Origin of the sequence: Microcoleus sp. PH2017_34_RAT_O_A (assembly GCF_020737885.1) — a bacterium.
Taxonomy (GTDB): Bacteria; Cyanobacteriota; Cyanobacteriia; order Cyanobacteriales; family Microcoleaceae; genus Microcoleus.
Genome location: NZ_JAEQDD010000006.1, coordinates 64,823 through 83,194 on the forward strand (window position 1 = coordinate 64,823; position 18,372 = coordinate 83,194).

The window sequence follows — 18,372 nt, forward strand, 5'->3', positions numbered from 1 at the left end:
ATTATATGAGCATTCGCGGTATAGATGTTTCCGACTACCAGCCCAACGTCAATTGGCAAGCCGTTGCCAAGGGAGGCATTCTGTTCGCATTTGTCAAATCGACGGAAGGTGCAACATTAGTTTCCCAAACTTTCGCCCGGAATTGGGGGGGAATTAAAGCTGCGGGGATTCAACGCGGTGCATATCACTTTTTTCGACCGGAAAGCAGCGTTCAAGGACAAATAGATTTGTTCTTGAAAACTGTCAAACTCGAAGCGGGGGATTTGCCACCAGTCTTGGATGTGGAAACTACAGGCGGTTTGAGTGGGGACGAATTGTGCGATCGCGCGACAACTTGGCTCGAAGCAGTGGAAAAAGCCACCTCGATGCGACCAATTATCTACACCTACCCCGGTTTCTGGGACAACCTCGGGACACGGCGGTTGGCAGATTACCCGCTGTGGATTGCTCACTATACCAGTGCCGAAGAACCTTGGGTACCCGGTGGCTGGAAGACTTGGACTTTTTGGCAGTACAGCGACACTAGCACTGTGTCGGGTGTCTCGGGCAATGTAGATGCCAATATTTTTGAAAGCGTCCGAGAAGGCGCCGTAAATTATAAAGTTGCAGACATCCAGAAGCAATTAAGAAGTAAAGGCTTCTATCAAGGCGCGATGGATGGCAAATTTGGAACCTCTACCACAGCCGCCCTCATCTCGTTTCAGAAATCTCAAGGCCTCAATGCAGACGGCATGGCAGGCATCAAAACTTGGGCCGCGTTGATGAGAAAATCTCCCAAAGTAATTGTCCCCCCTACAGCGCCAACACCAACTCCGATACCAACTCCGACACCAATTCCGACACCAATTCCAGTACCAGCCGCGCGGCTGACTGAGCTATTGTCATCTTACCAAGCTAGTGCTGCTCAAGATACTGCCTTGATTTGGCTGCAAACTCAAGTTTCTACCTCTGTTTTAGGGGAATTTGCTCAAAAGTGGCGGACAACTGCCGCACCGGGCGACACTAATTTGCGATTGATAGATGTCAGCAAATTTTATCGCGGTTTGGCAGAACAAGACCAAGCTTTAGATTGGCTGCAAAAACAAATTTCGCCGGCTGTTATTGCCGAGTTCGCACAAAAGTGGCGCGCTCAATCGACTGTCCCAAATTCTACAATTCGGCTGATAGATGCCTGCAAATTTTATCGCGCTGCACCTAATCAAAACCAGGCTTTAGATTGGCTGGAAAAACAAGTCTCGCCAGCAACTCTATCGGAGTTTCTGCGCCGATGGCAGAATGCCAAATGATTTGAGATTAATTCCACAAAAGATGAATTTGGTTTTAATGCAATACCGTTTACTGATATAGCGCCCTGGGGGTAAAATCCGATGAGAAATAGATACTGCGTTGGCGCGTGCCTGCCCGTTGGCGAAGCCGCCCTGAAAGGGCTAGGGCTTATGCTTCGTTCCTCTCTTCGGACTATCTTAAGTAAACCGTATTTGGTTTTAATGTTCTGAAATTATGTAAATCCTAGATTGCTGGCAGATGCAACCGACGATGTAACGCAGATGTATTTCAAGATAGTTTCCGAATGAGTGCAAGAAGTTTCTTTGAGAATTAACTCGACATCAAATCTCCCCTTCTCCCCCTCTCCCCCTCTCCCCCTCTCCCTCTCTCCCTCTCTCCCCTTCTTCCCCTCGAACATAACAGACAATCTAGGCGCTACAGCTTACTCTCATCTTTGACGGTAAGAGAATTATCTGATAAAGTTATAGCCAATATCAACGTTTTTTAATTTTATTCACAAAAATCCAGGGCAGTGGCGAGTTTGTGCCAGCGTCAAGTATAGCGCCTGCAATCAAATCACCCCCGATCGCGCTTTTAAATCTTTTAAATTTTAAAACCGAGCGGGCAGCCTGTAACAATCATATCTATGGAAATCCCCTTTAACATCACCCTGTTGATGGTCATGACCGTCACCTGTGGTATCAGCGCTCAAGTTCTGGCCGCTTATCTGAAAGTTCCGGCGATCGTATTTTTGCTGCTATTCGGTATTTTAGCAGGCCCGGATTGCCTCGGACTGTTGCACCCCAATCTGTTGGGCAGCGGTTTAGAAGTGATGGTGTCTCTTTCAGTAGCCTTAATTCTGTTTGAAGGCGGCTTGAATTTGGAATTGCGAGATTTAGGCAAAGTTTCCGGTAGCATTCGCAATTTAGTTACTTTCGGCACTTTAATTACGCTCATTGGCGGCGGAATGGCAGCACACTGGTTGGGGGAATTTCCCTGGCCGATCGCATTTCTGTATGCTTCCCTAGTCGTCGTCACAGGCCCGACAGTCATTGGCCCGTTGCTCAAACAAGTATCCGTTGACAAACAAGTCGCCGCCTTGCTAGAAGCCGAAGGCGTTTTAATCGATCCAGTCGGAGCAATTTTGGCGGTATTGGTACTGAATATTATCTTAAACGGCAATGCTGATTTATTGGTCTTGTTCCGAGATTTAATCGTTCGCCTTTTAGTTGGCGCAGTCGTCGGAGTTGCCGGAGGGTGGCTGCTAGGATTCATTCTCAAGCGATCGCAATTTCTCTCAGAAGACTTGAAAAACCTAGTAGTTTTAGCAGGTTTGTGGGGATTGTTCGGCTTATCAGAAGAACTCCGCAGCGAATCAGGACTGATGGCAACAGTCCTCTCCGGCATCGTCCTCAGAGCGGCTGCTGTGCCGGAAGAACGGCTGCTCAGGAGGTTCAAAGGTCAACTCACAGTCCTCGCCATCTCCGTCCTGTTCGTGTTGCTGGCGGCCGATTTATCCCTCGCTAGTGTAGTTGCGCTCGGTTGGGGAAGTTTGTTTACAGTTTTAGCCTTAATGTGGGTAGTGCGGCCGATCAATGTGTGGCTGTGCACTTGGAACAGCGGCCTGAACTGGCGGCAAAAATTATTTGCTTGCTGGGTAGCGCCGAGGGGAATTGTCTCAGCGTCGATCGCCTCTTTATTTGCCATCTTGCTCACCCAGCGCGGCATCAACGGCGGCGACTCAATTAAAGCCTTAGTTTTCCTGACAATTATTATGACTGTTTTCGTACAAGGGCTGACAGCGGGATGGATAGCTCAACTGTTAGGAGTCACCTCAAAATCAGCAACAGGTGCAGCAATTGTCGGGTCAAATCCTTTAAGCAGATTAATTGCTCGCTTATTTCAAGAACGCGGAGAATCAGTCGCAATTATCGACACCAATCCGGAAGCTTGCGCGCAAGCAGAAAGAGAAGGTTTGCGAGTATTTTTGAGTAGCGCTCTCGACCATAGCGTGTTAGAAGAAGCCGGACTCGATTCGATGGGAACATTTTTGGCAATGACTAACAACGGCGAGGTAAACTTAGTATTAGCTCAGCGAGCAGCCGAGGAGTTTGCACCGCCGAGGGTTTTGGCATTATTCCCCAAAGACCCGCAAGCAAATGCGCCTGCAAATAATAGTAAAATTAATCAAGCCTTTGTCTCGGATTTGTCGCTGAAGGATTGGAACGAATATTTGACCGACAGCGAAGTAAAATTAGGGGAAACCGAGTTAAACAGCGAGGGATTGCAATTTCAGATTGCTCACTTGCAAGCTTTGGTGCAAGCCGGGGAGTTGGCGCCGCTGCTACTTGAAAGACAAGGATACTTGCAAGTTGTGTCGGCAACAGAGATTTGGCAAGCGGGCGATCGCATTATTTATTTGCTCTACGATCCTACACCAAAATTGTTAAAAAGATTGTCCGGTTCGTCCAACTCTCGCTTGACTTTGGAAAAGCATCAGGTAGTTGAAGAAGTGCCGATTCCTGCTCCGGTTTTAGAGAATGTTTTGGAGGAATCTATAATTGAAAAGGAAGCAGAAGTTTTGCTACCACCTGTTTCGCGGTAGGGACAGAGAGGGAGAAGAAGAGAGAGGGAGAACAGGAGAGAGGGAGAAGGGGAAAGAGGGAGAAGGGGAAAGAGGGAGAGGATTGTTGATATGCGATCGAAATACACAATTTGGCGGTACGGGAGGTTGACTTTTTTGTACAGATTCCGACTGCACTCTTTGCTGTGCCACTCTCATCGCGGAATCCCACAAATTTTTGTTGCGGACTCTTTCATCCGGGTCGATAATTCCTGCATCTTTCAATACCTCTGTCAGCAATTTCCACAAATGATAAGCAACGTATCGCCCTAAGTAGCATATTTGATAGTTCCGCGCGATCGCATAATTATTCTTGATTTCTTGGTATGTCAAACCATTTAAAACTCCTTGAATAATTTCTCGCTGTAAGCCGTTCAATGGTTCGCCTCTCTTTTCCTTTACCAGGTTATCTAGAATGTTTGTAGCTGATTCTGCATTCATAAAGTTACGCGGTAAGTTGACGGTTGACGGTTGACAGTTGACAGTTGACAGTTGACAGTTGACAGTTGACAGTTGACAGTTGACAGTTGACAGTTGATTTAGGATTACTTAAATCTTAAGCAACCCAGATGGGAAATTCATTCGTTCTACCCGCAGAGTTGATGAGGTATGAGGTGCAAGATTAATTGCGGGAAGGTGCAAGGTAGGTGAATGTGTAGGATAGGATATTTTATGTCTATGTGGTACACACAATCTGGCGATCGCCAATCCACAAAAAACGCGATCGCACATTTCTCTCAAATTCGATCGCCCTGAAACCGACCGAAAATTTGTCTGCTTTGTGGCACGGCCCGCCGGGGGTTGAAACCCCCGTCTCATATCAATTCCGGTTGCACGACCTATGATATAGAGGAGACGGCAGTGCCGTGTCCCTACCCCAGATTTATTGTAGGGACACGGCACTGCCGTCTCCTAATTTCGGCTACTAATAATTCCGATGCTAACGGATTTGATATAACGGACTAACCAATCAAATTCGATCGCACATCCACAAAAAACCCGATCGCACATTTAAATAGGATTTGGGATGAGTTTCTTAGGAGAATTATTATTCAGCCTCCCCAATCAAAGTAAATGCCGCCCAATTTCGCGGCTGGGGATGAGTTTTCATCGTGGTTAGCATTGCCTGCCGTAAAGCCTGTGCTTTGTCGGGATTACTTTGCAAGTTTCGATAAAATGCCTGCATCAATTCGGATGTCGGCGCATCAGGAACCGCCCATAAAGAAACAATTGCACTCGGCACTCCTGCCGAAATCAAAGCACGCGATAAGCCAATCACTCCATCCCCGGTAATTCTGCCTTCTCCAGTGTTGCAGGCACTTAAAACAACTAATACCATTTTTCTAAAGATCCGATAGAGATCGAACACGACAAGACATTGTAATTTATACACTTTCCCTGTTTGCCAAAGTCTGTCATAACTTAAAAAAAATGGTATAACATCCGTAGTTTGAGCAACAACCGGGAGTAAGGAACCCCACGCTTAAAAGCGGGGGCTTTTGGAAAGTCCGGCTCGTTTCGAGCGGTTCGAGAAGAAAGCCCGAACCTTACCAGAGACAGGATTAGACCTACGTTTTTAGAGTCATGATACCGGAAAATCCGTCGCTAGTTTTCCGCTCTATCGCTAAAAGTTAAACAGGCTTAACGGGGTTAAACCAGTGCTTTTGGCATAACAAGCTCATAAAACATTCAAGGGAGCGAACTTTACCCAGCAATGGAGGACTTTATGTCTAATTTTGTTTTTGTACTTGATAGTCACAAGCAACCGCTCAATCCAATCGGCCCAGGAATGGCTCGTAAATTGCTAACCACTGGCAAAGCTGCTGTTTTCAAAAGATATCCATTCACGATAATACTCAAGGTAGAGATAACAGCACCCCAGGAACCAATCACTCTTAAATTAGACCCTGGCTCCAAAACCACGGGAATTGCATTAGTCCAAGGAAAAAATGTAATCTTTGGTGCAGAACTAACTCACCGAGGTCAATCAATTAAAGCCAGTTTGGAGTCTCGCCGTTCACTGCGTAGAGGCAGGAGAAGTCGCCATACTCGTTATCGAAAAGCAAGATTTCTAAATAGAACTCGTTCTAAAGGATGGCTGGCTCCAAGCCTACAACATCGTGTTGAAACAACCCTGACATGGGTAACTAGATTAATGAAGGTCGCCCCCATTAGTTTCATTGTTCAAGAACTTGTGCGATTCGACTTACAACAACTAGAAAATCCAGAGATTAGTGGATTAGAATACCAGCAAGGCATTTTATGTGGTTACGAAATCCGCGAATATTTGCTGAATAAATGGGACAGAAAATGCGCGTATTGTGGAGTTGCTGATACACCATTACAAATCGAGCATATTCATCCCAAAGCAAAAGGCGGTTCTGATCGTATTTCTAATCTTTGCCTTGCTTGCGAGAATTGTAATACTCGGAAGGGAACTCAAGACATTGAGCAATTCCTCTCCAAGAAGCCAGATGTTTTGAAGAAGATTCTATCTCAAGCAAAACGTCCTTTAAAAGACGCAACAGTAGTTAATTCAACTCGCTGGGCGTTATTTAACCGACTCCGCATGACTGGCTTACCAGTTTCTACTGGCAGTGGTGGCTTGACAAAATTCAATCGCACTCGTTTGCAGCTACCTAAATCCCACTGGTTAGATGCTGCTTGTGTAGGCAAAGTCGAAGAATTGAAAGTGCTAACTTTTCAACCGCTGCTAATCAAGGCAACAGGACACGGTACGCGACAGATGTGCGGCACAAATAAGTTTGGCTTCCCAATTCGTCACAAGTCGAGAAAGCAAATTCATTTCGGTTTTCAAACTGGCGATATTATCAACGCGACAGTCACCGCAGGCAAAAAAGTCGGATCTTATGTAGGACGAATCCTTTGCCGTGCATCCGGTTCGTTCGATATCGCCACAATGAAGGGAAGAGTAGCAGGAATTAGTCACAAATATTGCCAATCTATTCACAAAAAAGATGGCTATTCCTATGGAGTTTAATTCAAGGCGACTGAAGTCGCAGCCGCTTTCCTCCCCATGTCTAAAGCCAGGGGCTTCTCGCTCGTTTTTTGGTGAAAAATGCGGAGGAATGTAAAAAACAACAGATAAAAAGCAAAAGGCGAGGGGAAACAGGAAGCCCGATCGCACCTCACAATTGAATTTAAACAGTTTTAGCGAGAAAGGCTGCATGGGATTTTAGGGTTTGGGTTGCGGGAGTTGGCGTTGTTGTTCGATCGCTCTTATTTGCTTCAATCGATCGCTCCAATCTTTCAAAGGTTGGGCTTCCGAATTAGCCAGAGAATCTAGCAATTCCAGCACAGCCGCTTGATTTTGAGAAGTCTCAGAGGCTTTGCGCGCTTCGGCGATCGCGTCATACCACAGCCCAGCCTTGGCATACAAGTCGATCCGCTGTTGGGGAGTTGGCGCGGCTGCAAGTTGAGTTTGCAACGATTCAGCAGGCTGCACCACTTGGATTTCTGCCGCCGCCACCACATTCCGCGAAGGAACATTCCGATCGCACACCAACACCACTTGCCACTGATAGGATTGCCCGATCGACAGTGGAGGCAGATTTGCCGGCAAAGCAACGGACATGATTCCTGGCTGACTCTCCATCTCGGTTCTGTAGAGTAGTTGGCCCGATCGAGTAAACAGCCTCAATTGCAACGGACGAGAAGTGCGATCGGGTACAAACCAGGTAAAAGTCGGATGCCCAGAAATCGTCTCTCCTACATGGCTAAACGGCACTAAGGCAGTTAATACCGCCGCTGAATCACCTTCACAACTGCCGCTGCGAGTCGTATTCGTACCCGTTTCTTTGGGTTTTGAAGGGTTTGGAGGAGGAGTGTATTTTGCCAGGGCTGCGATCGGAATCCAGAACGAAACACTCAGGATTAAACTCGCAATTCCCGCAGAGTAAATGGTTCGACGCTTCAATCCGTGAGTCATCATCTGAATCCTCTCTGTAACTATTTTCTACGGTAATCGACAATACACAAACATAATAGAGGACTGCCCGCAAACAAGACTTGCGGGAAGGTGCAAAGCATTGTTAAAGCGCGATCGCCCCTTCATATCAAGCTATAATCTCGTTAAAGCGCAGATTTTCAATGTCTTTCCACTCCCTTCTGGCAGAAGCAAACATGATTACGACTCTCAGTAAGCCGTCCTCACTCATTCATGAAATTCAGATTGAAAAGGTGGGAGATTGGACGCTATTCAAATTCACTGAATCTCTTCAACTCCGAATGGAAAGCCTGCTAGAAAAAAAGAAGGCGGATCAACTCACTCCAGATGAAGTTACAGAACTAGACGCGATCGGAGAGTTAGATCGAATTTTTACCTATATCAACGCTATGCTTGCTGCCCAAAATGCCAATCAGTGATGTAGCCAAACAAGCCATACGCAAAAGAGCCAGCTATTTGTGTGAATACTGTCATTCGCCAGAACGTCTGAGCGCAAATCGGTTCACATTTGATCATATTATCCCAAAATCTCTGGGTGGGCCTGACGAAATAGATAATCTTGCACTTGCCTGTCGTCGTTGTAATGAAAGACGGTATAACTTTGTGGCTGGAGTCGATCCAGAAACCCAGGAAATTGTCCCTATTTTCAATCCTCGTCAGCAGAAGTGGGAGGAACATTTTGTTTGGCTAGACAACGGAGTTGTGATTCAAGGGATTACACCCATCGGTCGAGCAACCTGCATCCGCCTTGATTTAAACGATACACGCTATCCAGATGATGATTCTATCCGAGCAACCAGACGATTTTGGATTCAAACGGGGTTGCATCCTCCAGCAACCGATCTATCCTAGATTTGAAGACCGCACCCACGATCGCTTCTCGAAAATCACCAGAACCACCGCCGTTTGGCTGACCAACTTAACTCGCACACGGTTCCCTTCGGTACATTTTGATAGCGCCGAAACGTTCCACCTAATTGTTTAGCTAAATTGTTTGCCAATTGCGTTCCTAATCCTGAAGATTGAATGTTAGTGTTTGAATCTTGAATTGTCGCTTCTATTTCAGACAGTTTCCCATTGCCATTATCTACCACCCGAATTACTTGCCGATCGCCTTCTTGAGTGCAAATTACTGTCAACCGAGTGGTTTCAATCGCGTGTTTGCCGACATTGCAAAGCGCTTCTTCGAGAAAGCGGCAGAGTCCTCGTTTGTGTTCCAACCGCAGATGTTCGGTGTTCAAAGGATCGAACTGCACTATTTTGAATTTGATCGTTTGGAGGTAGGGCAGTTCTTGTTCGAGGGTGTTGGAATAGACCTTGTATAGCAATTCATGCAACGGGGCTTGCAGGGCTAATTCGATCGCACTTCCCATTCGCAAATGCGGTTCATCGGCGATCGCATCTCGCTGCACCGATCCGTAAACTTCCCGTAATTCTTGATTCAGGCGTTGCAAATCCGTTAAAAATGATGGGGGTGGATCTTGCTCCTGAGCAGTTCTCAAAATCACTACCAATGTTTGTAAAGGCCCGCTATGAATCGCATTAAAAGTTTGCTCGATCGCAAATTGACGTTCTTCCAACCGCAGTCGCAATTCCTGCTGGTGGCGATAGAAGAGTGCCGCCGCCCGGCCAGCCCCATTTAGCACCAAAATCAGGAACACAGGTACGATCGGCATCCACCACCCCATCAAAATTAATCCGTAACAAATCGCGATCGAGCTAATACTGGCGATTAAGAGCCCCAACAAAATTTTCCACGGCGATCGCAGAAATCGCCCCAAACTCATCCCCAAGAGTCCCCAGACCCCAATCCAGAGAGTTTCCCAGTCATCTCCCCAAACCTGAATCAACGGTCTGCGATCGAGCACCGCGCTAATAATCTGGCTGGTTTCGTGGGCTTGCATTTCCACTCCGTAAATCCGTCCGGGATTGATACCTGCGATCGCACCTGAACTTGCCAAATCCTTTGCACTAAAAGACATCATCCCAATCAGCACAATCTTGCCTCGAATCCAGTTTGGATCTACTTTTCCCGCCTTGATTTGTGCTAGAGAAATGACTCGAAAAGGTGCCAAACCGCTGCGAACATTCAGCAAAATCTGATTACCGCCTGCATCCGCCCCCACATATCCGCCAGAATTGGGCCGCATTCTGGTCAATTCAATATTGCCAAATCGCATCGCCTCTCGATCGCGAATTCCATTACCTGCCTTAATTCCTCGGTTTGCTAAATAGCGCTCAGCCAGACGGATTGCGAAGGAAAAACGGTATTCTTGGCGATCGTTGTAAGTGCCCAATAAACTGCGGCGCTGATAGCCATCCCCATCGAGGACGAAATCTGCAAAGCCAATTTGTTCCGATCGCAGTGCGGGTGGAGGTGCGACGATAAAGCCATTGCGATCGGGCAAAGCAATCTCCACTCCGATCGCATTCTTGCTGTTACGAAACACCGATGCTAGTTCAGCGTGGCCCGGTTCAACCGGAATATCGCGGACAATATCCAGCCCGATCGCGATCGGTTCATAAGTCTGCAATCGTTTGAGTAAATCGGCAATTTCGCGATCGGGAATCGGATAAGTTTTGGCGCGTTTAATATCTTCCTCCGTAATGCCGACGATTATAATCCGTTCATCCATTGGCTCAGGAGGACGCAGCAGCAAAAATCGATCGAACGTCACCAACTCCAAAAACTGAAGCGCACCGGTCAATCGAGCGATCGTCACAGCGACAATCACCATCAACCCTGGAAGCGATCCTCGCCCCCAAGTCGCGAGTTCTGCTTTCACTGCTTGCCATCGATCGGGCTTCACTAATAGACCTCTACAATAATTATTGTGGAACAGGCATCTTGCCTGTTCGAGACTGGCTTTTTTGGAGAGGTCTAATCAATCAGTCCTTCTTCCCGAGCTCGAACTTCCGTTTGAATCCGCAGATTTTTGTCATCTTCGGGATAAACTTCTAGCACATCTCGAATCTTAGTCCAGTAGTATTGCACAGTGCGTTCGGAAACATTCATGCGTTTGGCGATCGCAATATCCTGCAAGCTCTCTTGAAAAGCAAATTGTAACACCTGCATCCAGGCGGGTTTGAGTTGCAGCCCATTGCGAATCTCTCTAGGTGTATAAATCCGCTCGTGCAGCGCCCAATCTACCATTGCCAGCAAGTCTTTCATCGGCTGACTCTTATCAACAACCGTGAATCCGCCCATGTGATTGTCGATCGACGGTTTCAGCCAAACCAACGTGCGAACATGAGCGCTCTGCACCACAATATTCAGAGTCGGATACTTTTCCATCAGCGTTTTGAGGAGTTGCAGCCCTGAATTGGCTTGAGCAGTTTCGCCGATCGCCTCTGGCATCACCAAATCCACAATCACCAGATCCGGGACGATCTGCGCTACTTGCTGAAGGGCTTCCTGAGCCGTTGGAGCCGTCAGAATATCTGCCTGTGGATACTCCTGCCTTAAAATATTAAGCGTGCCGTCTAACACCATCGCATGGTCATCCACGACTAAAAAAGTTCGTTTGTCCGATCGAGGTAAAGTCTGGGGCATAGTTTATTCGTTGCCGCACAACATCATCATTGGATTTTAGATTTTAGATTTTAGATTTTAGATTTGTGACAAGCGTTGAAACTAGGGGATTCAAACTGCTGAAATTCTCATTCAAAATTTGTACTGAGTGAGGTCGAAGTATCCCAAATCCCAAATCGTCTCGGTCATCTTCTTACCATAGAGTAATTACCGGGCATCCGTCCTGCATCTGTCCGCCAAATGTGGTTGTGGAAGTCAGCAACCAGAATTGCACTAAAGCGCAGTTCTGTTGATTATGTTCCAAAATCTGCACTTCATCGAAATTATTCATCTCTCTCCTCTGCGCTCTCTGCGCTCTCTGTGGTTAAATCATTCCCATACCACAATGATATTACGTACAGATAACTCGATCGGAGATTTGATTATATTTCCATCGTAATTCTCCCATAATTCTTGTGGAACAGGCCAGAGAGCCTGTTCCTAAAAGCGCTTAAAACAATTCCCTTATTTCAACATCAAAGCAACTTCCTTGGCAAAATAAGTCAAAATCAAATCGGCACCAGCCCGTTTGATACTCGTCAAAGTCTCCAAAATAATCCGTTTTTCATCAATCCAACCCAACTTTCCAGCAGCTTTGATCATTGCATATTCGCCACTGACATTATAAGCAGCAACAGGTAAATTAGTTGCTTCCCGCACTTGGCAGATAATATCGAGATAAGCCAAAGCAGGTTTTACCATCACAATATCTGCACCTTCTGCGATATCCAAAGCAACTTCTTTCAGCGCTTCTTTAGCATTAGCAGCATCCATTTGATAAGTCTTTTTGTCTCCAAATTTGGGGGCAGAATCGAGGGCATCCCGAAACGGGCCATAATAAGCAGAGGCATATTTTGCGGAATAAGCCAAAATTGCTGTATCGATGTATCCTGCGGCATCTAAGGCTTTGCGAATTGCACCAATTCTGCCGTCCATCATGTCGGAAGGTGCTACCATATCTGCACCAGCGGCGGCTTGAGAAACTGCCATTTTTACCAAAACTTCAACAGTCGGATCGTTGAGAATTTTACCGCTTTCATCAACTAAACCGTCGTGTCCGTGAGTGGTGAAAGGATCGAGGGCTACGTCGGTAATTACAACTATTTCGGGGATGTTTTGTTTAATGGCTTTGACTGTTTGTTGAACCAATCCTTCTGGATTATAGCTTTCAGTTCCGGTGTCGTCTTTTTTGGTTTCTGAGATTACTGGGAAAAGGGCGATCGCACATATCCCCAAATTCCAACATTCGGCGATTTCTGTTAGCAATAAATCCAGGGAAAAGCGATAACAACCAGGCATCGAAGCAATCTCAACTTTTTGCCCTTCTCCTTCCATCACAAACATCGGATAGATGAGATCGTCAACTGTCAGATGATTTTCCCGTACCATGCGACGCAAACCGGGGGTGCGACGCAGGCGGCGGGGACGAATGGCGATCGGGGAGGGATTTTGATTATTCTCGGTGGGAAGGGCGGACTCGACGTTATTTGCGGATGACATAGGAACTGGAGTTTATAGAGAATGATAATCATTATTATCGCAGTTCCGTCACCCAAATCTATATTTATTAGGAATTACCCAGCAATTTGAGCTAATGAAACCCTAGCCCTAGACTTAATTAAAGCTGGCACAATGCGCGAACTTGCCATCCTTGCACCGGAAAGATTTCGACCAACCGGCCCTACTTGCAAAGCGGCTAAACCACCCATAATAAATAACTCGCATCCTGGCCAACGCAAATACTCGTCCAAAACAGGCAATCCTTTAACTATTTTAGTTGGATAAGCTTCTAAAATTTCTGTCAGCAATGGTTCGGCTGTTACATCTAATTTTGTTCCTGTTGCTAACCAAATTCTATCAACGAATAGCTGATTTCCATCCTGACAGTAAACAGTCCATTGATTGTCATCCCATTTAACCTCAATAATTTGACATTCTGGGTGAAATTCAAGACACGAATCCCGCGAAATTCGACGCAATTGTGTCATAATTTCAGGAGTCATAGAGCCGCCGTTGCGAGCTTGTTGAATCATCTCCCACCGCTTCTCCCAGTCTGGTTCATTTTCAAAACCTTTGAGATATTTGGGCCCTAACCAACCCGGTTCGGCATCAAATAATTTTTCTTGTAACTTTCGTCTTGACATTAATATTACTTGGGCACCGCGCCCGATCGCACCTACTGCCAAATGTCCGCTAGTTAAACCGCCCCCAACGATTAAAATCCTTTCTCCCTGCAACTTTAATCCCTGCAAATTAACTTGATGGGAATGGCAAAGTTTGTCTGGTGGATAGGGCGTTTGAATTTGATTTGTCCACTCCGGTAGTTGGGGTTTACCGCCGCCTGTGGCGATCGCCACACGACGCGCAATCGCACTTTCTCCATCCTCAAACCAAAGCCGAAAACTCCGTTGTAACGGTTCAATCCGAGTTATTTTTGCCTTGATGACGCGATCGCCCAATTCCCATCTCTTAACCACATCGCCACAAAATTCCTTAAACAGCCGACTTCCTGGCAAATCGTAGGGCGCAAACAACTCGTTAGGGCGAGATTCGGCAAACCGTCGCAACTCAAAAGCATTGGGATCGGGATGGTGCACCGCAGGCGATCGCAAGTGTGGAATTTCCAAAGCCGCAAACTGCCTCTCCCACTGAGTTAGCCAGCCACCACTGGGGTCAAAAACCCAAAATTTGTCCCGCTTCTTCTGGCATTTTTGCAGCAAATGAGTAACCAGGGTTAAAGCGTGAGGCCCCGCCCCGACTACCGCTAAATCGATTTGCGATCGCGTAACACTGGTGATTTCCATTTCAGTTTAGATAAGATTTTTTACCGCAGAGGGCGCAGAGGGCGCAGAGGGAGGAAAGGAAAAGAGAGAAATATGGTAATCTAATATGACTCTCTTTTCTTTGTTCAGCCTGCAAATACGGAAGTTTTCGCAGACAATTCTAGCTAGTGAAAACTTGATTTGTGTGCGATTAAACTCATAAATTCTTGACGAGTTCTGGAATCTTCAGCAAACACGCCACGCATTGCTGAAGTCGCAGTCCAAGAACCTGGTTTTTGCACGCCACGCATTACCATACACATATGAGTTGCTTCAATTACAACTGCTACACCTTGAGGTTTTAGCAATCCTTGAAGTGCATCAGCAATTTGTGCAGTCAAGCGTTCTTGTACTTGCAATCTGCGGCCGTACATTTCACAAATTCGAGCGATTTTTGACAGTCCAATTACTTTGCCGTTGGGAATGTAAGCAACGTGTGCTTTGCCAATAATTGGCAGAATATGATGTTCGCAGGAACTGAAAATATCAATGTCCCGCACTAATACCATTTCGTTAGCATTCTCTGTGAACACCGCTCCGTTGAGCAGTTCGTCGAGAGATTGACGATAACCTCCAGTTAGAAACTGCAAGGCTTTGACAACTCGTTTCGGTGTATCTCGTAACCCTTCACGGTCTGGGTCTTCTCCCAATCCTAGCAGCAATGTACGCACTGCTTGTCTCATTTCTTCATCTGAGACAGGGGGTTGAGATTGAGTAGGAATTGATGACACTACACCATTTGGAGAAGTCAGTTCTGGGCGAGTAGATAAAGTCATGCTTGCAGTTTGTGAGAATGTTTAACAGTCGGTATGGACTTTTGGTTGCTACCTGATTATAACAAGATTTACAAAATGTAATATTAAAATATTGAGATTTTTTTGGATGAGTTTTATCGATATAAATGTAAAATTTGCCGTTAGTATTTACACGATTTGTGAACAGCAAAAATTGCAACCACTAACGGCGAAATTAAATAGATATCTCCCCAAAAAATTGTCTTGAACAGGCATCCTGCCTGTTCCACACTAAATATTGTCGATACCTAATGTAAAATGTGTCGGCTAGAATCCTGGACGTGATACTTAGATTGATGAAATCTTAAACTAAGCAACTGTTAAGTTGTTCTCGAATTTGAGCAGTATCTAAGTTGCGGCCGATGACTACGAGTTGATTTTTGGGTGGAGTCAACCATTCGTAAGCGTTTAATTCATAGCGCGCGCCGCTAAGTTGAAAAATGTGTCTCATCGGACTGTCTTCAAACCAGAGAATGCCTTTTGCTCGAAATACATCTAAGGGCATTTCTTCGGTGAGAAATTCTTGGAACTTGTGGAGATAAAAAGGTCGATCGCTCTCAAATGATAGCGAAACAAATCCGTCATTGTCTAAGTGATTGGAGTGATGTCTGTGATGGTGATGTTCGTGATGATGTTCGTGATGATGATCCTGTTCGTGATGGTGTTCGTGATGCTCGTGTTTTTCCTCTGCTTCAACACTATCAAAAAGATCGGCTTGTGTTAAACCTACACCCAAAATTAAGGGTAAAGGAACTTCACCGTGTTGAGAGTGGAGAATTCTCGCTCCTTCCTTAACTGTGCGAATGTAAGCTTCTAACTCTTCTACTTTTGCTTGAGGAGCTAAATCAGTTTTGTTCATCAGCACAATATCTGCAAATGCCACTTGTTTTAAAGCTGCTTCGCTGTCAAAATGTTCGGGAGTGAATGTTTCGCTATCGACTACGGTGAGTACAGAATCTAAACTGGTTAAATCCCGCAATTCAGTGCCTAAAAATGTCAATATGATCGGTAGAGGATCGGCAACTCCGGTGGTTTCAATCACCATGCAGTCGATGGGTTCTTCCCGTTCTAAAACTCGGTAGACGGCATCGACTAAGCCTTCGTTGATGGTACAACAAATACAGCCGTTGCTCAATTCTACCATGTCATCTTCGGTAGAAATTAAAAGCTGCGAATCGATGTTGATATCGCCAAATTCGTTAACTAAAACTGCTACTTTTAAATCTTGGCGGTTTTTGAGTATTTGATTGAGTAAAGTGGTTTTTCCGCTGCCGAGAAATCCGGTAATTATAGTTACGGGCATTCCTCTTTTGGGAAAATCGGAAATTAAATCTGGGGTTTGTACAGTGAGATTAGTCATTGTCCCTCATCTATTAATTGTAGAAGCCCTGCTGTTAATTGGGAAAGGCACTGCGCTTCCCAAGGCAATTGTCGTTAGCGCAGTCCTCGAAGAGGATCGCACTTGATAGCTGAAATCCAGGCGATACGGGCGATCGCACTAGACTAAGTATGATAATCATTCTCATGATATCTAAAATGTGCTGTAAGCGCAAGCCCTAGAATTATTGCTCAGCTAGCTGATGACTCTTGAACACTTGACTGTCATCTCTTTTCCAGATTAATCCCATGTTACAAACGGGAATTTAAAACAATGTATTGAGGGCGAGTGCGATCGATAATTCCCTCCTGCTCCAGCCGACACATCAGGCGCGTGACGGTAATCCGCGTAATTCCCATCGCCTCAGAAATCTCCTGGTGAGTCAATCTCAGATCGATTAAGATTCCTTGTGCTACTTCCCGACCAAATTTTTTTGCCAACCAAGCTAATAGTTGCACCAATCTATCCCGCAGATATTCGCTACGCACAATGCAGAAAAATTCTTGAGTTTGCTGAAAGTGTCTGAAAATTTCATCTAAGGATTGATAGCACAAATTTTGAGGAATGTAACTCACTTCTACATGAGTTTTGCACTCAATTTGATAAGGTTCAATGCCTGACAGCGAGTGACCGAGTACGTCTCCAACTCCCCAATATCCGAGGGTTATTGGTGTTCCCTGTTCGCTCCAGGTCATGGTTCGGACGGCTCCCCGTTCAATTCGCAGTAAGCCGTTAAAGGGCATGGGTACTAACTGACGGCAGGTGAAAGTCTGCTGTCTGAGATTAGAGTACAAGGCTGGAGTGTAGGTTGAAAGAGTCATAGGATTTAGGTTTAGCGCGATCGCTACTTTGGATACTATTACAGTCTAAGTTAATTGATAATCTATATCAACTAGCTGGAAATTCCAATTCCGGAGTCAAGAAGGTTGAAACCCTTTGCGGGTGCTGTAAGAGACGTTTCGGAACTTGACTGTATCGGTATCTGGGTCGTACAGGGTATAAGTTGCTCGATCGGCGATCCGCCCGACATTCCCAACTCCGATCGCCCTTCGTGCAGTTGCAGACACGGTTCCAGGAGGCTCCTGGGAGTCCAAAGTCATTACCCAGTTATTGAGAATAGTTGGCTGTAATTGATACTCAAATGCTAAGCCCGATCGCCCGCAAAACAAATTATTAGCATCAGCACGGATTACGCGATCGAGCATCACAGGCGGCGGAGTCTCCGGGGTAAGCTCATCAGACGCGCTAACGGTACTCCCATGAATCAACAAACAATCCAATTCATGAAAACCAAAATTCAAAGAGCGCAACCACTCTACAGTTTTTCGGCTGACAGAATCCCAGAGCAACTTAATCGTCTCAGCACCGTATTTTTGTTGCAATTCTGTCGCATCAGGGCTAGAACCTATTCCATATAAGTTAAAACACTGTTCTTCCCACCACCCGATACAGATTTGAGGTGCGATTTCTCCTCGTTTGGGCGATCGAACTCGCTGCACTAATTTTTCGCAATCGGGATTCGGGCCGACTAAATCGCCTAAAATATACAATTCGTCAACGCGAATTCTCAGGCGTTTTATGTCAGCTAGTACAGCTTCGTAAGCTATCAAATTCCCTTCGATTCCTGTTAATATTGCCCAGTTTTTCATTGTTTATTGTTGTTGATACTAAAGGTTTTTTTCGGAGATTGTTTTGAACGAACCGCGAAGGCGCAAAGGACGCGAAGTAAGATAAAGGAAAAAGTTCTGAATCTCTCCTTTACTCTTAGTCCGCGTCGGCGGACTTCGTTTTTGTAGTAGCGGTTTCAACCGCCGATTCATATCGTTTCTGGTTGCATTGGAATGATTGAATTTAGGACTTACGCATTGACAAAATCACAAAATAGTGCATTGATAAATATGAGTGGTCTACTTTCCAGGTATTTGACAATGAGAAAAACTACCAAACCCTC

18 protein-coding genes are annotated in these 18,372 nt (G+C 45.7%); 6 read left to right on the forward strand and 12 right to left on the reverse strand.

The genetic code is table 11. From position 1 onward, the window contains the following. The first annotated feature begins 5 nt into the window (after positions 1-5). Together JGK11_RS04380 and JGK11_RS04385 are read left to right on the forward strand one after the other, a co-directional pair. Complete coding sequence (locus tag JGK11_RS04380) at positions 6-1,286, forward strand: GH25 family lysozyme (protein ID WP_293210704.1); 1,281 nt, start codon at positions 6-8, stop codon at positions 1,284-1,286. Positions 1,287-1,912: 626 nt separating this feature from the next. After that, positions 1,913-3,871 (forward strand): cation:proton antiporter, encoded by a 1,959-nt coding sequence (locus tag JGK11_RS04385; RefSeq protein WP_293185830.1) that lies wholly within the window; start codon positions 1,913-1,915, stop codon positions 3,869-3,871. Here JGK11_RS04385 and JGK11_RS04390 read toward each other — a convergent pair. Then, the gene (locus tag JGK11_RS04390; RefSeq protein ID WP_293185831.1) at positions 3,851-4,330 is read right to left on the reverse strand and encodes a hypothetical protein; all 480 of its coding nucleotides are present in this window, start codon (positions 4,328-4,330) and stop codon (positions 3,851-3,853) included. The two genes, JGK11_RS04385 and JGK11_RS04390, sit on opposite strands and share 21 nt — an antisense overlap. 239 nt (positions 4,331-4,569) lie before the next feature. Here JGK11_RS04390 and JGK11_RS04395 point away from each other — a divergent pair, with 239 nt between their 5' ends. Further along, on the forward strand, positions 4,570-4,734 hold the full coding sequence (locus tag JGK11_RS04395; RefSeq protein WP_293189362.1) for a hypothetical protein: 165 nt from the start codon (positions 4,570-4,572) through the stop codon (positions 4,732-4,734). Between the two features lie 203 nt (positions 4,735-4,937). Here JGK11_RS04395 and JGK11_RS04400 read toward each other — a convergent pair whose 3' ends face one another. After that, positions 4,938-5,327 carry a CHAT domain-containing protein gene (locus tag JGK11_RS04400; protein WP_293185833.1) on the reverse strand — a complete coding sequence of 130 codons (390 nt, stop codon included), beginning with the start codon at positions 5,325-5,327 and terminating at the stop codon, positions 4,938-4,940. 288 nt (positions 5,328-5,615) lie between these two features. Here JGK11_RS04400 and iscB point away from each other — a divergent pair, with 288 nt between their 5' ends. Continuing rightward, positions 5,616-6,890: an RNA-guided endonuclease IscB gene (iscB, locus tag JGK11_RS04405; RefSeq protein WP_293210706.1), complete on the forward strand. Its 1,275-nt coding sequence runs from the start codon at positions 5,616-5,618 to the stop codon at positions 6,888-6,890. A 195-nt stretch (positions 6,891-7,085) separates the two neighbouring features. Here the strand turns inward: iscB and JGK11_RS04410 are convergent, their stop codons facing one another. Continuing rightward, complete coding sequence (locus JGK11_RS04410) at positions 7,086-7,841, reverse strand: DUF928 domain-containing protein (RefSeq protein WP_293210708.1); 756 nt, start codon at positions 7,839-7,841, stop codon at positions 7,086-7,088. A 158-nt stretch (positions 7,842-7,999) separates the two neighbouring features. Here JGK11_RS04410 and JGK11_RS04415 point away from each other — a divergent pair, with 158 nt between their 5' ends. After that, positions 8,000-8,275, forward strand: coding sequence for a hypothetical protein (locus tag JGK11_RS04415; RefSeq protein WP_366034572.1), 276 nt, complete (start codon positions 8,000-8,002; stop codon positions 8,273-8,275). Next, positions 8,262-8,708, forward strand: a complete 447-nt coding sequence (locus tag JGK11_RS04420) for an HNH endonuclease (protein ID WP_293210710.1) — start codon at positions 8,262-8,264, stop codon at positions 8,706-8,708. The genes JGK11_RS04415 and JGK11_RS04420 overlap by 14 nt, the downstream gene beginning before the upstream one ends. Positions 8,709-8,743: 35 nt before the next feature. On the opposite strand, the gene JGK11_RS04425 is transcribed toward JGK11_RS04420, so the two are convergent. From JGK11_RS04425 to JGK11_RS04465, 9 genes are all read right to left on the reverse strand, one after another. Then, the gene (locus JGK11_RS04425; RefSeq protein ID WP_293210713.1) at positions 8,744-10,666 is read right to left on the reverse strand and encodes a CHASE2 domain-containing protein; all 1,923 of its coding nucleotides are present in this window, start codon (positions 10,664-10,666) and stop codon (positions 8,744-8,746) included. 71 nt (positions 10,667-10,737) lie between these two features. After that, positions 10,738-11,409: a response regulator transcription factor gene (locus JGK11_RS04430; RefSeq protein ID WP_293210716.1), complete on the reverse strand. Its 672-nt coding sequence runs from the start codon at positions 11,407-11,409 to the stop codon at positions 10,738-10,740. 172 nt (positions 11,410-11,581) lie between these two features. Then, positions 11,582-11,719 carry a hypothetical protein gene (locus JGK11_RS04435; RefSeq protein WP_293183511.1) on the reverse strand — a complete coding sequence of 46 codons (138 nt, stop codon included), beginning with the start codon at positions 11,717-11,719 and terminating at the stop codon, positions 11,582-11,584. 173 nt (positions 11,720-11,892) lie between these two features. Further along, the gene (hemB, locus tag JGK11_RS04440; protein WP_293210718.1) at positions 11,893-12,927 is read right to left on the reverse strand and encodes a porphobilinogen synthase; all 1,035 of its coding nucleotides are present in this window, start codon (positions 12,925-12,927) and stop codon (positions 11,893-11,895) included. A gap of 74 nt (positions 12,928-13,001) precedes the next feature. After that, positions 13,002-14,231, reverse strand: coding sequence for an FAD/NAD(P)-binding protein (locus JGK11_RS04445; RefSeq protein ID WP_293196508.1), 1,230 nt, complete (start codon positions 14,229-14,231; stop codon positions 13,002-13,004). 143 nt (positions 14,232-14,374) lie between these two features. Beyond that, on the reverse strand, positions 14,375-15,025 hold the full coding sequence (gene folE, locus JGK11_RS04450) for a GTP cyclohydrolase I FolE (RefSeq protein WP_293153275.1): 651 nt from the start codon (positions 15,023-15,025) through the stop codon (positions 14,375-14,377). Positions 15,026-15,347: 322 nt separating this feature from the next. Beyond that, the gene (locus tag JGK11_RS04455; RefSeq protein ID WP_293196506.1) at positions 15,348-16,403 is read right to left on the reverse strand and encodes a GTP-binding protein; all 1,056 of its coding nucleotides are present in this window, start codon (positions 16,401-16,403) and stop codon (positions 15,348-15,350) included. A gap of 269 nt (positions 16,404-16,672) precedes the next feature. Further along, a complete protein-coding gene (locus JGK11_RS04460; protein WP_293183503.1) occupies positions 16,673-17,242 on the reverse strand; it encodes a Crp/Fnr family transcriptional regulator in 570 nt (189 codons plus the stop codon). Positions 17,243-17,338: 96 nt separating this feature from the next. Next, positions 17,339-18,070, reverse strand: a complete 732-nt coding sequence (locus tag JGK11_RS04465; RefSeq protein ID WP_293196504.1) for a metallophosphoesterase family protein — start codon at positions 18,068-18,070, stop codon at positions 17,339-17,341. Positions 18,071-18,372 lie beyond the last annotated feature (302 nt).